Consider the following 14,642-nt stretch of genomic DNA (forward strand, 5'->3'; position numbering starts at 1 on the left):
TGCACCCACGCGTAGCGGTGCTCGGGGCGTCCGGTCTCGCCATACCTGAGGGTGAGACGGACGCGCCGGTCCGTTCGAGCAGCTTGAGATAGTGCTGCGCCGTCTGCCTGCTGAAGCCTGCCTGCACGGCTACGTCCTGAGCGGAGAGCGGGGCGTCGGCGGTCCGCAGCACGGATCGCACACGATCGGCGGTGGCTACGGAATGCCCTTTGGGCAGTTCTGCTGGGCTCGCACCGGAAGTGCTCAACGCGCCGAAGATCCGGTCCACTTCGGACTGCTCCGCTTGCTCGCCGCCCTCGAAAACGCGATGCAGCGTTGCGTAGCCCTCCAGCTTGGAGCGCAGGCCGGCAAACGTGAACGGCTTCACGAGATACTGCAGCGCACCATGACGCATCGCTGCCTGAACCATCGTGATGTCACGAGTCGCCGTCACCATGATGACGTCGGTCAGCAGGCCACACCAGCGTAGGGCACTCACCAGGTGGAGGCCCGTTTCATCGGGCAGGTAGTGGTCCAGGAGGACCAGATCCACGGGGCGCGCGTCCAGAGCCGTCCGTGCGTCGGCCAAGGTGTGCGCCATGCGACTGACCCGGAACCTTGGCGACGTACGCGGCATTGATCTCCGCGACGCGCACATCGTCCTCCACGACCGGTACGTCGATCACCGGCCGGTTCCCGTGGCGCTGCCGGAGTGGGCGGGTGCGTCATCCTCGCCGCTATCAGGAGTGTGGGTTTCCGTGACTGTCCCGGGGCGGCCGCGGTATGCGGGGCGGGAAGCGGGTCGGAGAGGGCGTCGGGGAGAGTGACAGTGAACCTCGCTCCGCCACTGAGGAGTTCACCAACCTCTGCCCTGCCCCCGTAACGCTCGGCGAGCCGGCGCGTCAGCGCCAAACCGATGCCACGCCGACCGTGGGCTGGTGGATCCTTCGTTGTCCAGCCTTCGGTGAAGATCTCCGCGCGCTGCGCCTCGGGAACGCCCGGATCGTTGTCGCAGACCTGGACGATCGCGGTCCGGCCTTCGGCGTGTACCTCCGCTTTCAGCTGAGCGTCGTGTGCAGTAGCCGTCGCATCCAGAGTGTTGTCCAGCAGGTTGCCGAGAACGGTCACGAGGCTCTGCGGATCTATCAGTTGGTTGGGGAGGCGCGTGTTGGTGGAGATGTTGAGCGAAGCGCCCCGTTCGGCGGCGACAGTCGCATTGCCCACCATGAGGGCAGCGAGGAGCGGGTCGTGAATGCGCTCGGTGACCTGCTCAGCTGTTGCCCGATGTACCCGACAGCTTGCATGACGACGTCGGCGGCCTCCTGATGAAGGCCCAGCTCCAGCAGGCCGAGGAGCGTGTGCAGACGATTGGCATGCTCGTGGACCTGCGCCCGGAGGGCGTCGATCAGCCCACGGGTGCCATCCAACTCACGCTCCGACCGTTCCAGCTCGGTACGGTCGCGCAGGGTGACAACGGCACCGCCGTCGTCGGTTGGCATGCGGTTGGTGACGAGCACGCGCTGCCCGCTGACGGCTAGCAGGTCTGTTCCAGACACCCGGCCGGTCAACACGTCTGCCGTACGGCCGGGGGAGCACGGTGCCCAAGGGACGACCGGTGTCCTCGGTGCGTAGCTCCAGGAGCCGTTGCGCCTCGTCGTTCATCAGGCGGATCCGGCTGTGCCGGTCGAGAGCGAGGAAGCCTTCTCGGATGCCGTGCAGCATCGCCTCACGTGCGCTGAGCAGGGCGGAGATGTCGGAGAACGCCAAGTCGTGGGTGCGGTGCTGGTGACGGCAGGACACAAGGTAGGCGGCCAGGGTGCCCACAGCCAAGGCGTCGCCTGCGTAGGCTAGTAGTTGAGGGACGGGTGACAACAGCCGTTCGTGCACGCTCTCGTACGCGATGCCAACCGATACTGCACCGATGATCTTGCCGTTATCGTCCCGCAAGGGGACCTTCCAAGGGTGTTTTCTCGTCGATCTGCATGATGTTGCGGCCTGACAGTGCGGCGCTGGGGTCGGTGGAGACGTGATGTCCGATCTCGTCGGGATCAGTGTGTGACCACCGCATACCGTGCTCGTTCATGACCACCACGTATTCGGTGCCGGTCGCGGTACGGATTCGTTCGGCTGCATTCTGGACGGGGCAGTGAGGCGTCGGTCGCGAGGCCACCAGAGCGTCGTCCAGGCGGGGTTCGGCTGCGGTGGATTGCGCAATTGCCAGGGCGGTGCATCGCTTGATTGTCGAGTTCGGTGGTGAGGAGGAACAGCCCGATTGCCAGCCCCGTGACGCCGGTGGTGATCGCCAGCTGCATCATCAGCACCTGGGAGAACACGCGGCGTGGCCATCCCAGGCGTGGGGCGCTTGCGGGCGGCGGTTCGGCCGGCGTCACCCGCAGATTGATCACCGGTCGAGGTCATGCCTGAAAGCGGCCGAGCAGCGCTGTGTGGCTCACTGGCCGCGGCTCCATCGGGGCACACGGGACCGGGAAAATGGTGCGGAGTCCGAGAGCCCTGTGGCTCTCGGGAGCGGAGCTGGTGCTTCCTTCTCGCCCATATGAACGGACAGTAAGCGTCTCAGCGACTGGCTCGGTAATGCAGTGCAAAGGCTTTCAGAAGGTGCTCGTGCAGCAATGGAGGCACGACTTTGAGTGATCTTCGGCGGGGCTCGGTGAGTTATCCACAGCCCTTCCGGCTACACATCGTGAGGACTTAGTCTCGCGGGTGTGAGGTGAAAGCGTTCGCGGTCCGGCCAGGGAGCCGGAAGCGGCCGGAGCGGAGAAGAGCTGGAAACGATGAAGTCGGCGGGGGAACGGGGCCTGTGGTGACACAGTTGCGGAGCGTTGCGTGGAAGGGCTGGGACGTGCACGTGGCGGCCTCGGCTTTCGGCTTGGGGCTGGCGATGGCGCTGGGGCTGGCCATCGGGGTTGCCTGCATGCGAGATGGGAGACGTCCTGGCGCTATCGGGCAGACGGCGCGTCGGCCGGGCGCCGCCAAGGGAGTTGGCCGCTTGGTCGATCCCTGTGAGTCAGGCGATCGGAAGGGTAGGCGAGTCGATCTGGGGCATGGCCGGGTTGCCAGGAACAGCAGCGATGTCGGTCACGGCCATACGCGTAGGTGGGCCGAACAGGGCGCCACAGCTCGCGGGCGCCGGAGCTCCATCGGACCGTTGCTCGACCGCGACCCGCCACATGCGTCCGTCGGAGTGCGCGACGGACACGGTCCAGACCGGGGTATGTCCCGCGGAGGCGCCGTCGCCGGGAGGCGTGTTGCCGGCACTCCTCGATTCGGGCCGCATCGAGTCGGCCCGTACGACGTCGAGTGCGTCCGCCCGATCCTCCCCCAGAAGGCCGCGGACGGCGATCTCGGCGGCCTGGCCAGGCCGATCCCAAGCGGACCGGCCCCTGCAGTGGTCGAGCGTGACCCTGCCGTTGCGCGCCGCTTCCACGGCGGTCTTGACCAACTGGGCCGAGGCGCGACCGTAGGCGTAGCCGTGGGGGAGTACAAAGAGCGTGGGCGCGAATCGGTGGCCCCCGATGTGGGTGACCTCCCAGGTGTCGACCCCGCTGGAGTGGAGCTCAGCGGCGAGCGGACGCCCGAGGACGGCACAGCAACGGTCCCGCTTGCCGTTGGTGCAGACGAGGACCACGGGGTCGCCCGTGTGCGGGCTCCAAAGCCCGCCATGATCGCCGAACCCCAGGGCGGCGAAATCCAGTCGGAGCGCATCCTTCAGATCGGTGGCCGTCGTCGTACGGATCCAGGAGCAGCCTGGCGCGGTGTGCGCGAGGAAGAGCCGTCGGGAGAACGCTCCGTGGCCGTCGGCATGTCGTCCAGGCCTTCGGATGAGGGCGACACGGACTCCGGTACCTGCTGTCGCGGTTTCCAGAGCTCGGCCGATGTGCGGGTCGAGGTGGCTGTCCGTAAGCGCCTTTTCGCCCCACGGGCCGGGCTGCTCGATAAGCAGCCAGGTTCGGGCCGTAGCCGCGGTTCCGGCCAAGGATTCGGCCGCTTCGAGGGAAGCGGTGGTGCAGGTGCTCACAAAGGTGAGCCTAACCTGCCTGGTCGAGAGTCGGATGTGGGTAGGCGGGCGGACGGTGCCCAAGCAGGTGCAGGCGGTACACGTCGTGGGACACGTTCCCGACCCGGACGTCAGCACCATCGTTTTCGCGCGGCGGGAGGCGGGAAGAGTCAGCGGCGCAGAGCCTCTGCCACGCGGCCCAGGGACAGCGGGCCGCGGGAAACCCGCAGGCAACGGGAGCGCCGACGTTGATCACGCTCGGTGCGCAGCGATGACGAGCAGCTAACCGCTCGCCCCTTGATAGTGGGCCGGCGGCGCCACGGTACCGACTTCTCCCTCACGTCGGCATTCTTACGGGCGTGGTGGTCCCGGTAGAGGTTGTAGGGCGTCGTACTGGTCGCTGAGTGAGAGGGAGGCGGGCGCCGCCACAACCAGAGGTACGGGTGGGGATGGGGCCTGTTTCGGTTTCGGCGGTCCGTTACGATCGGCAGCTCGTTCGCCGCCGGTTCGCACGGTCCGCCATCCGCAGCTCAGTCCGGCGCCCACCATGGAGGCGCATCCCTTGGCCACGCAACAGATTCCGGTCGTTGTCCTCGCGGGCTTTCTGGGGTCGGGCAAGACGACGCTGCTCAATCATCTGCTCGCCGCCGGCGACGGTACGCGTATCGGTGCGATCGTCAACGACTTCGGCAGCATCGAAATCGATGCGATGACCGTCGCCGGGCAAGTGGACTCGATGGTGTCGCTCGGCAACGGCTGCCTGTGTTGTGCTGTCGACACCAGCGAACTGGACGACTATCTGGAGCGCCTTGCCCGGCCGGCGGCTCGTATCGACGTGATCGTCATCGAGGCAAGTGGCTTGGCTGAGCCGCAGGAACTCATTCGCATGATCCTGGCCAGCGAGAACGACCGCATCGTCTACGGCGGGCTGGTTGAGGTCGTCGATGCCGCAGAGTTCGATGCGACACGGGTCCGCCACCCGGAGCTCGACCGTCATGTGGCGATCGCTGACCTCGTCGTCCTCAACAAGGCCGACCGCATCGAAGACGCGAGGCGAGCGAGGCTCAGGGACACGCTCGCGGAGCTTGCCCCGGGGCGGCCGGTGATCAGCGCGGCGTACGGTCGGGTCGATCCGGAGCTGTTCTTCGACCGCGGGCCAGGTGAGGCTGACGATGCGGCTGTGCGCCAGCTGTCGTTCGAGGACCTGCTGAGGGAGACAGCTGCTTACCGGACGGCGGCTGCCGGCAGCGCCGGTCCGTCGGATTACGTACCGGACCTTTGGACCGCGTACGGGTACAACGATGCGCACAGTAACGATTCGCGCGACGGCAGCCCGTATGGCAGCGCCTTGTGCAGCGACGAGCCGAGCGGCGACGCAGAGTCGTCCGGCAGCGGGTCGCAGTCACATGGCAGCCAGGACGCGCAGCGGGATCGGCGCCGTCGATATGTCGGCTCAGATGCGTACGGGGGGCACACTCACGTCACCGGTGAGCCGTGTTCCGACGGCTGTCACGTAGGGCATCTGCACAGCGCCTACGAGAGCGTGGAGTTCACGTCGGAACAGTCGATGCACCCACGTCGGTTGATGGATTTTCTCGACAGCCGTCCCGTCGGCCTGTATCGCATCAAGGGGTTCGTCCACTTCGATGTCCCGGGTAGCCGGCAGAAGTTCGGCCTGCACGCTGTCGGCGACTTCTTGCGGTTCTACCCGTCGCCGTGGGAGCGCGGCGAAGTACGCAGTACGCAGCTCGTGCTGATCGGCATCGGGATTGATGCGGCGGCGCTGCGCAAGGAGTTGGAGGGCTGTCGCCTCGTTGCGGCAGGTGATGTCGTGCCGCACAGCGCGGGCACCGACGCCGTCGGACATGATCCTGCCGCTCCGGAGGGCGACTTTTTGGAGCGGAGCATGTGGGGCGTGCTGCGGTATGTCGCCGGCCAGGAAGCCGCCGAGTCGTAGAGGGCCGAGCGACCGCGGTCAGGGGCCGGAGCGCAGGGATGCATGCCCAGCACAACGCCCAGCAGCAAGTAGCCGCCACCGTGTAGCCCGTGGACGGAGGCCGGACGACGGAGACGAAGCAGAGGCCACGACGTGGCCGTCGAGCGGTGCCCGTACTACGGGTGGGCCGCCCAACGGCCACAGTGTGGCCTCCGCCGCCGGGTGGCTACACCGGGCCCGCCACCGCCGATACCGCCTTGGTGAGCGGCACGCCCGAGCCGTCCCGGCGTGGGTCCACCTCGGGCAGGTCCACCGGGGAACCCTTGGCGTCCGCGGCGTGTGCCGGTGCGGCTCCGGCCCAGGCGAAGGTCAGGCAGTCCTCGCCCTTGAGGAAGCGCTGACAGCGCACGCCGCCGGTGGCCCGGCCCTTGCGCGGGTACTGGTCGAAGGGCGTCAGCTTGGCCGTCGCCTCCGAGTCGTCCAGGGTGCCGTGTGATCCGGCGATGGTGAAGACCATGGCGTCGGCGGCCGGATCGACCGCGCTGAATGCGATGACCTTGGCGCCCTCACCGAGCTTGATGCCCGTCATGCCGCCTGCCGGGCGGCCCTGTGGCCGTACCTGTGCCGCCTGGTAGCGCAGCAGTTGGGCCTCGTTGGTGATGAAGACCAGGTCTTCCTCGCCGGTGCGCAGCTCGACGGCGCCGACGATGCGGTCACCGTCCTTGAGGGTGACGACCTCCAACTCGTCCTTGTGCGCCGGGTAGTCGGGCACCACCCGCTTGACGACGCCCTGTTCGGTGCCGAGGGCGAGGCCCGGCGAGGACTCGTCCAGCGTCGTCAGGCAGATCAGCTGCTCGTCGTCCTCCAGGGTCAGGAATTCCGCGAGCGGGGCGCCGCCGGAGAGGCTGGGGGCCGCGGCGGTGTCCGGGAGCTGCGGCAGGTCGATCACAGGGAGGCGCAGCAGCCGGCCCGTTGACGTCACGGCACCGACCTCGCCGCGGGTCGTCGCCGGCACCGCGGAGACGATGGCGTCGTGCTTGACACGCTTGGCGTCGGCGTCGAACGGCACGTCGCCGCCGGCCGTGCGCGCCAGCAGCCCGGTCGACGACAGCAGGACCCGGCACGGGTCGTCGGAGACCTCCAGCGGCACCGAGGCGACCGAGGTGCCTGCCGATTCCAGCAGCACCGTTCGGCGGTCCGTGCCGTACTTCTTGGCGACGGCGGCCAGTTCGCCGGAGACCAGCTTGCGCAGCTCGGTGTCCGACTCCAGGATGCGGGTCAGTTCCTCGATCTCCGTCTGCAGGCGGTCGCGCTCCGACTCCAGCTCGACGCGGTCGAACTTGGTCAGCCGGCGCAGCGGGGTGTCGAGGATGTACTGCGTCTGGATGTCGCTGAGCGAGAAGCGCTCGATCAGCCGCTCCTTGGCCTGGGCGCTGTTCTCGCTGGACCGGATGAGCCGGATGACCTCGTCGATGTCGACGAGGGCGGTGAGCAGGCCCTCCACCAGGTGGAGGCGGTCGCGCCGCTTGGCACGGCGGAACTCGCTGCGGCGGCGTACCACGTTGAAGCGGTGGTCGACGTAGACCTCCAGCAGTTCCTTGAGGCCCAGCGTCAGTGGCTGGCCGTCCACCAGGGCGACGTTGTTGATGCCGAAGGACTCCTCCACCGGCGTCAGTTTGTAGAGCTGCTCCAGGACGGCCTCCGGGTTGAAGCCGTTCTTGATCTCGATGACCAGCCGCAGGCCGTGCTCGCGGTCGGTGAGGTCCTTGACGTCGGCGATGCCCTGCAGCCGCTTCGAACCGACCAGGTCCTTGATCTTGGAGATGACCTTCTCGGGCCCGACGGTGAAGGGGAGTTCGGTGATGACCAGCCCCTTGCGGCGTGCCGTGACGTTCTCCACGGTGCAGGTGGCGCGGATCTTGAACGAGCCGCGGCCCTTCTCGTACGCGTCCCGTACGCCGCTCAGGCCGACGATCCGGCCGCCGGTCGGCAGGTCGGGCCCCGGCACGAAGCGCATCAGGGTTTCGAGATCGGCGTTCGGATGCTTGATCAGGTGGCGGGCCGCGGCGATCACCTCGCCGAGGTTGTGCGGCGGCATGTTCGTCGCCATCCCCACCGCGATGCCGGACGCGCCGTTGACCAGGAGGTTGGGGTACGCGGCAGGGAGGGCGACCGGCTCCTGCTCCTGACCGTCGTAGTTCGGCGCGAAGTCGACGGTGTCCTCGTCGATGGACTCCGTCATCAGGGACGTCGCCGACGCCATCCGGCACTCGGTGTACCGCATCGCGGCGGGCGGGTCGTCGTTGCCGAGCGAGCCGAAGTTGCCGTGGCCGTCGACCAGGGGCAGCCGCATCGAGAACGGCTGTGCCATCCGCACCAGCGCGTCGTAGATGGAGGCGTCACCGTGCGGGTGGAGCTTGCCCATCACCTCGCCGACGACCCGGGCGCACTTGACGTAGCTGCGTTCGGGCCGCAGGCCCATCTCGTTCATCTGGTAGAGGATGCGGCGGTGCACGGGCTTGAGCCCGTCGCGGGCGTCCGGCAGGGCGCGGGAGTAGATGACCGAATACGCGTACTCGAGGTAGGAACCCTGCATCTCGTCGACGACGTCGATGTCGAGGATGCGCTCCTCGAAGTCGTCCGGCGGCGGCGGGGTCTTCGTGCTGCGGCGGGCCATCGCGGCTGCGGCTCCTTCTGCTGCGTCTACTGCCGATGTTGGGGTCGGCCGGCCGTTGGGTGAACAGCCGCCGGTCCGACCGGCTGGGGGATCGACCGGTGAGTCTGCCTGAGTCTGACGCGGACCATTGTGGACCGCCCCACTGACAACGCCGACCGCGACTCCCCCTCAGCCGGCCCGCCGCCGGCCGCAGACCCCTCGTACGGGGTCGCTCGGGCGGGAACTTCGCCAGATGCCGACGCGCTTGCATACAGTGACAGAACTTCCTCGCAAGCGGATCGAAGGGACGTACATGCCCATGGGTCACACGGCCACAGAACAAGCCGGCTCCGGCGGACTGACAGCGACCGAGCACCGGCTGGCCAATGGCCTGCGCGTGGTGCTCTCCGAAGACCACCTGACGCCGGTGGCGGCCGTCTGCCTGTGGTACGACGTCGGCTCCCGTCACGAGGTGAAGGGCCGCACGGGCCTGGCCCACCTCTTCGAGCACCTCATGTTCCAGGGCTCCGCGCAGGTCAAGGGCAACGGCCACTTCGAACTCGTCCAGGGCGCCGGCGGTTCGCTGAACGGCACCACGAGCTTCGAGCGGACCAACTACTTCGAGACCATGCCCGCCCACGAGCTGGAGCTCGCGCTCTGGCTGGAGGCGGACCGGATGGGCTCGCTGCTGACCGCGCTCGACGACGAGTCCCTGGAGAACCAGCGGGACGTCGTCAAGAACGAACGCCGCCAGCGCTACGACAACGTCCCCTACGGCACGGCCTTCGAGAAGCTGACGGCCATGGCGTACCCGGAGGGCCACCCGTACCACCACACCCCCATCGGGTCGATGGCCGACCTGGATGCCGCGTCCCTGGAGGACGCGCGGGCGTTCTTCCGCACGTACTACGCGCCCAACAACGCCGTCCTGTCGGTCGTCGGTGACATCGACCCCGAGGAGACGCTGGCCTGGATCGACAAGTACTTCGGGTCGATCCCCATGCACGACGGCAAGCAGCCGCCGCGCAGCGGTGAACTGCCCGAGACCATCGGCGCCCAGCTGCGCGAGATCGTCGAGGAGGAGGTGCCCTCCCGCGCCCTGATGGCGGCCTACCGCCTGCCGCACGACGGCACCCGTGAGGTCGACGCCGCCGATCTCGCACTGACCGTCCTGGGCGGCGGCGAGTCCTCGCGGCTCTACAACCGCCTGGTGCGCCGCGACCGCACCGCCGTCGCCGCCGGCTTCGGCCTGCTGCGGCTGGCCGGTGCGCCGTCCCTGGGCTGGCTGGACGTCAAGACGTCCGGTGGCGTTGAGGTGCCGGACATCGAGAGCGCCGTCGACGAGGAGCTGGCCCGCTTCGCCGCGGAGGGGCCGACCCCGGAGGAGATGGAGCGCGCGCAGGCCCAGTTGGAGCGCGAGTGGCTGGACCGCCTCGCGACGGTCAGCGGCCGCGCCGACGAACTGTGCCGTTACGCCGTTCTGTTCGGCGACCCGCAGCTCGCGCTGTCGGCCGTGCAGCGCGTCCTGGAGATCACGCCGCAGGAGGTGCAGGCCGTCGCCCAGGCCCGGCTGCGCCCCGACAACCGCGCGGTGCTCGTGTACGAGCCGACCGCGGCCGACGAGACCGCCGACAACGACGAGGAGGCGGCCCAGTGAGCGACGCCGCGACCGCAGATTCCGCCATGACCGCGATGGCGTTCCACCCGCAGCCTCGGGGCGGCGCGCCCAAGCCGTGGGCCTTCCCTGCGCCTGAGCGCGGCGCGCTGCCCAACGGGCTGACGGTGCTGCGCAGTCACCGCCCCGGGCAGCAGGTCGTCGCCGTCGAGATCGACATCGTCGCGCCCCTGGAGTCCGAGCCCGAGGGTCTTGACGGCGTTGCCACGATCATGGCGCGCGCCCTGTCCGAGGGCACGGACAAGCACGACGCCGAGGAGTTCGCCGCCGAACTGGAGCGCTGCGGCGCCACCCTGGACGCGCACGCCGACCACCCCGGCGTCCGCGTCTCCCTCGAAGTGCCGGCCTCCCGGCTGCACCGCGCGCTCGGCCTGCTCGCCGACGCCCTGCGCGCCCCCGCCTTCCCCGACAGCGAGATCGAGCGCCTGGTCCGCAACCGCCTCGACGAGATCCCGCACGAGCTCGCCAACCCGGCGCGGCGTGCCGCGGTGGCGCTGTCCAAGGAACTGTTCCCGGCCGCCTCCCGGATGTCGCGGCCGCGCCAGGGCACCGAGGAGACCGTCGAGCGCATCGACGCCCCCGCGGTGCGCGCCTTCTACGAGGCGCACGTACGCCCCGCCACGGCCACCGCCGTCATCGTCGGTGACTTCACCGGTGTCGACGTGGACGCCGCCCTCGCCGACACCCTCGGTACCTGGACCGGCTCCCTCGCCGAACCGGTCACCCCCTCGCCGATCACCGCGGACGACACCGGCCGCGTGGTCATCGTGGACCGTCCCGGTGCCGTCCAGACGCAGCTGCTCATCGGCCGTATCGGCGCCGACCGGCACGACCGGGTGTGGCCCGCGCAGGTGCTCGGCACGTACTGCCTGGGCGGCACCCTCACCTCGCGGCTGGACCGCGTGCTGCGTGAGGAGAAGGGCTACACCTACGGGGTGCGCGCCTTCGGCCAGGTGCTGCGCTCCTCGGCGCCCGACTCCCCCGGGGGGCACACGGGCGCCGCGATGCTCGCCATCAGCGGCTCCGTGGACACCGCCTCCACCGGGCCGGCGCTCGACGACCTGTGGACGGTGCTGCGCACCCTCGCGGCGGAGGGCCTGACGGACGCCGAGCGGGATGTCGCCGTGCAGAACCTCGTCGGCGTCGCGCCGCTCCGGTACGAGACCGCCGCGGCGGTCGCCGGGACGCTCGTGGACCAGGTGGAGCAGCACCTGCCGGACGACTTCCAGGCGCAGTTGTACGCGCGGCTTGCCGAGACCGGCACGGTCGAGGCGACGGCCGCGGTGGTCAGCGCGTTCCCGGTCGACCGGCTGGTGACGGTCCTGGTAGGTGACGCGGCGCAGATCGCCGGGCCGGTCAGGGCGCTGGGCATCGGAGAGGTGACGGTCGTCAGCGGCTGACGGGCCGACAGGACGGTTGCGGTAAGCCGCCGTCCATAGGGCGACACAGCGGATCCCGGGGCGCTCAGCCGCCCCGGGATCCCTCTTTATGTCCGGATTATTCCCGGCTGGTTGCGTAGTGCAGGTGTGGCGCTTCGCACAAACTGCCGGTTCTGTTTGCCGATCGAAAGACGCCCCGATTAGCGTCAACCCCGCTGTTCGTCAGCCGTACGCCGCAACCGTGGCACCGGACAGTCATCGCCGAGTCCCCGTACGGCGCGAGCCAGGGGAGCCGGGGACCCACATGTCCCCTGGGGTGAATCGGGTGCTTCTCCGGAGGAGCCCGTAGGAGACCTTCCTGCTCCGAACCCGTCAGCTAACCCGGTAGGCGAGAAGGAAGGAAAGGACAAGCCAGCACATGGCGTTCACCCGTGCCACCGGGAAGCACCGTCGTGCGAGCCGCACCGCTCGGACGACCCGCAACATCGCCGGCATAGCCGGTCTCGCCGCCACCGGCGTCGTCGCCTCCGTGGCCTCGCCCGCGCTGGCCGCGGCCGGCCCGCAGGACACCGGCCTTGCGCACGCGGTCGTCCTCGGGGACGAACTCGCGGACCACGTCGCGGCGCAGGCCGACGCGCAGGAGGCCGTCGCCGAGGCCGCAGCGGCGAAGGCGAAGGCCGAGGCGGAGGCCAAGAAGCAGGCCGAAGAGGCCAAGGAGAAGGCCGAGAAGGAGCGTGCGGCCAAGGTCCGCGCCGACCGTGCGGAGGAGCGCAAGCGCCTCAACGCCTACGTCGCGCCCGTTACCGGCTCGTACGTCTCCACCGCCTACAAGGCGTCCAGCGGACTGTGGTCGTCCGGCAGTCACACCGGCATCGACTTCCACGCCGCCACCGGGACGTCCGTCCACTCCGTGGGCGCGGGAACCGTCGTCGAGGCGGGCTGGGGCGGCGCGTACGGCAACAATGTCGTCATCAAGATGCACGACGGCACCTACACCCAGTACGGCCACATGTCGTCGCTCGGCGTCTCGGTCGGCCAGAGCGTCACCCCGGGCCAGCAGATCGGCCTCTCCGGTGCCACCGGCAACGCGACCGGCCCGCACCTGCACTTCGAGGCCCGCACCGGCCCGGACTACGGCTCGGACATCGACCCGATCGCCTACCTCCGCTCGCGCGGCGTCAACGTCTGACGTTCCGCACGCACATACGCCGAAGCCCCGCTCGCAGGCACCTCCCGCGGCCGGGGCTTCGGCGTATCCGCGTGCGGACAGGCGTACGCGGCCTTCGGGCGCAGCGCGGCATGGCCAAAAGGTATCCATGAATGAATGAACGCATCCGAAAATCCGCCGCTGTCGAATAGAGTTGCCAAAAGGCCGTCGCTCGGCGGCGTTTCCCGGGAATGACGGCGGAGGCACCCACGATGCGAGGTCATATTTCCGCGCAGGTCGTCTGCACGGCAATTCGCGAGGACATCGTCTCCGGTGCACTCGCGCCGGGCAGACGGCTCGTCGAGGACATTCTGGCGGCCCGTTACGGCGTATCCCGCGTTCCGGTCCGTGAGGCGCTGCGCACCCTGCAGTCCGAAGGCTTCGTCACCGCACGGCAGCACGCCGGGGCCTGCGTCGCCGAACCGACCGCCCAGGAGGCCGCCGACCTGCTGGACCTGCGCGCGCTGCTGGAGCCGCTGGGCGCCGCCCGCGCGGCCACCCGGCGCACGGACGCCCACCTGAAGGTGCTGCGCGGCCTGGTGCGGCTGGGCCGCGAACGGACCCGTCACGCGCACCCGGCCGACCTGCCGCAACTGGACGGCTGGTTCCACGAGACGCTGGCCCAGGCCGCCGGCAGTCCGAGCCTGACCGCGCTGCTGACCCAGTTGCGGCGGAAGATCGAGTGGATGTACGTCGTGGAGACCCCGCTGCGTTCGTCGCAGGTATGGGACGACCACGGCGCGGTGCTGGACGCGGTCGCCCGGGGGGACGCGGATCGAGCGCGTGCCCTGATGGCGGCCCACGTCGAACGGTCCTCCCCGGGGTACCGGGTGCGCCTTGTTCCCACACCCGCGGTGAGGTAAACGAAACGAGCCGTCAACACGGAGCGCGTCCGTTCTTAACGAGGGGACCGTATACCTGGGGTATTCGGAAACGTATATGACGGGGCCGGGTGCGGTCGACGAAAAGGGTCATAATTCGGAGAAGGCGAATTTCGCGGCGGGGCGGCTCAACTGTTTTCATGGTTCTCGGTGAACCCGGAGGTCTCTTGATATCGGGTGCGGGCGGGGCGCGGTAGGAGTGCATGGAGCACCTATCCCGGTGAGCGCTTCGCAGCTGAGGAATTCCGTATGCGTGCGTATTGCGCGTCCCGTGAGCGCTGCCCGTTGCCCGCTGCCCGTTGTCCGTCGGCGCGCGGTGCCCGCCGCAGCGGAACGGCCCCGCCGCGGCGACCGTGATGTGGTCGCTGCGGCGGGGCCGTTGCCGAGAGGCGGTGGACTCGAAGAGCCCCGGCGGCTCAGACGGTCTCGGGGAGCTCCTCCAGGCCCTCCGTGACCAGCTTCGCCAGACGGTCGAGCGCAGTGTCCGCGCCCTCCGCGTCGGAGGCGAGCACGATCTCCTCGCCCCCCTGGGCGCCCAGGCTCAGAACGGCGAGCATCGAGGCCGCGTTGACCGGGTTGCCGTCGGCCTTGGCAATCGTCAGGGGAACGCCGGCGGCAGTGGCCGCACGGACGAAGATCGAGGCGGGGCGGGCGTGCAGACCCTCGGCCCAACCGACATTGACGCGGCGCTCAGCCATGGTGTTGCCCTTCAAGTCGTAACGGTTGTCTAGACCAGTGTCTCACGCTGCGGCGCGTGCTCCAGCAGCCTTTCGACGCGACTTTCCTACCACCCGATCCGGCCCGCTCCGTGCCCGTCCCGGCGTGCGGACGCGGTGCTCCAGGACGCGCTCCGGCCCCCCACAGACTGCCCGGCAGCAGGTGGCCACGCATGCCGAGCCGGTTGTCGGTGCCCG

General features: G+C 69.2%; 8 protein-coding genes, 2 pseudogenes and 1 riboswitch. Of the genes and pseudogenes, 5 read left to right on the forward strand and 5 right to left on the reverse strand.

Annotated features, from left to right (window positions below):
- Positions 1 to 2 precede the first annotated feature (2 nt).
- From LIU39_RS03195 to LIU39_RS03205, 3 genes and pseudogenes are all read right to left on the reverse strand, one after another.
- A pseudogene (locus LIU39_RS03195) lies at positions 3 to 665 on the reverse strand (DUF7342 family protein); the annotation flags it as partial.
- 79 nt (positions 666 to 744) lie between these two features.
- A pseudogene (locus LIU39_RS03200) lies at positions 745 to 2,369 on the reverse strand (sensor histidine kinase); the annotation flags it as partial.
- Between the two features lie 635 nt (positions 2,370 to 3,004).
- Positions 3,005 to 4,015: a ferredoxin family protein gene (locus LIU39_RS03205; RefSeq protein WP_227044312.1), complete on the reverse strand. Its 1,011-nt coding sequence runs from the start codon at positions 4,013 to 4,015 to the stop codon at positions 3,005 to 3,007.
- A 541-nt stretch (positions 4,016 to 4,556) separates the two neighbouring features.
- Between LIU39_RS03205 and LIU39_RS03210 the strand changes: the two genes are divergently transcribed.
- A complete protein-coding gene (locus LIU39_RS03210) occupies positions 4,557 to 5,951 on the forward strand; it encodes a CobW family GTP-binding protein (protein ID WP_227044315.1) in 1,395 nt (464 codons plus the stop codon).
- A gap of 205 nt (positions 5,952 to 6,156) precedes the next feature.
- On the opposite strand, the gene LIU39_RS03215 is transcribed toward LIU39_RS03210, so the two are convergent.
- The gene (locus LIU39_RS03215) at positions 6,157 to 8,607 is read right to left on the reverse strand and encodes a DNA gyrase/topoisomerase IV subunit A (protein ID WP_227044316.1); all 2,451 of its coding nucleotides are present in this window, start codon (positions 8,605 to 8,607) and stop codon (positions 6,157 to 6,159) included.
- Between the two features lie 298 nt (positions 8,608 to 8,905).
- Between LIU39_RS03215 and LIU39_RS03220 the strand changes: the two genes are divergently transcribed.
- From LIU39_RS03220 to LIU39_RS03235, 4 genes are all read left to right on the forward strand, one after another.
- Positions 8,906 to 10,243, forward strand: coding sequence for a M16 family metallopeptidase (locus LIU39_RS03220; protein WP_227044749.1), 1,338 nt, complete (start codon positions 8,906 to 8,908; stop codon positions 10,241 to 10,243).
- A gap of 35 nt (positions 10,244 to 10,278) precedes the next feature.
- On the forward strand, positions 10,279 to 11,661 hold the full coding sequence (locus LIU39_RS03225) for a M16 family metallopeptidase (RefSeq protein ID WP_227044750.1): 1,383 nt from the start codon (positions 10,279 to 10,281) through the stop codon (positions 11,659 to 11,661).
- Positions 11,662 to 11,889: 228 nt separating this feature from the next.
- Positions 11,890 to 12,046: riboswitch (cyclic di-AMP (ydaO/yuaA leader) on the forward strand.
- Positions 12,047 to 12,058: 12 nt separating this feature from the next.
- Positions 12,059 to 12,829 carry a M23 family metallopeptidase gene (locus LIU39_RS03230; RefSeq protein WP_227044319.1) on the forward strand — a complete coding sequence of 257 codons (771 nt, stop codon included), beginning with the start codon at positions 12,059 to 12,061 and terminating at the stop codon, positions 12,827 to 12,829.
- A 230-nt stretch (positions 12,830 to 13,059) separates the two neighbouring features.
- Positions 13,060 to 13,710: a GntR family transcriptional regulator gene (locus LIU39_RS03235; RefSeq protein ID WP_227044321.1), complete on the forward strand. Its 651-nt coding sequence runs from the start codon at positions 13,060 to 13,062 to the stop codon at positions 13,708 to 13,710.
- Between the two features lie 434 nt (positions 13,711 to 14,144).
- Here LIU39_RS03235 and LIU39_RS03240 read toward each other — a convergent pair whose 3' ends face one another.
- The gene (locus LIU39_RS03240; RefSeq protein ID WP_227044323.1) at positions 14,145 to 14,426 is read right to left on the reverse strand and encodes an HPr family phosphocarrier protein; all 282 of its coding nucleotides are present in this window, start codon (positions 14,424 to 14,426) and stop codon (positions 14,145 to 14,147) included.
- Positions 14,427 to 14,642: the final 216 nt, after the last annotated feature.

Source organism: Streptomyces pinistramenti (genome assembly GCF_020564935.1).
In the GTDB taxonomy this organism is placed as follows: Bacteria; Actinomycetota; Actinomycetes; order Streptomycetales; family Streptomycetaceae; genus Streptomyces; species Streptomyces pinistramenti.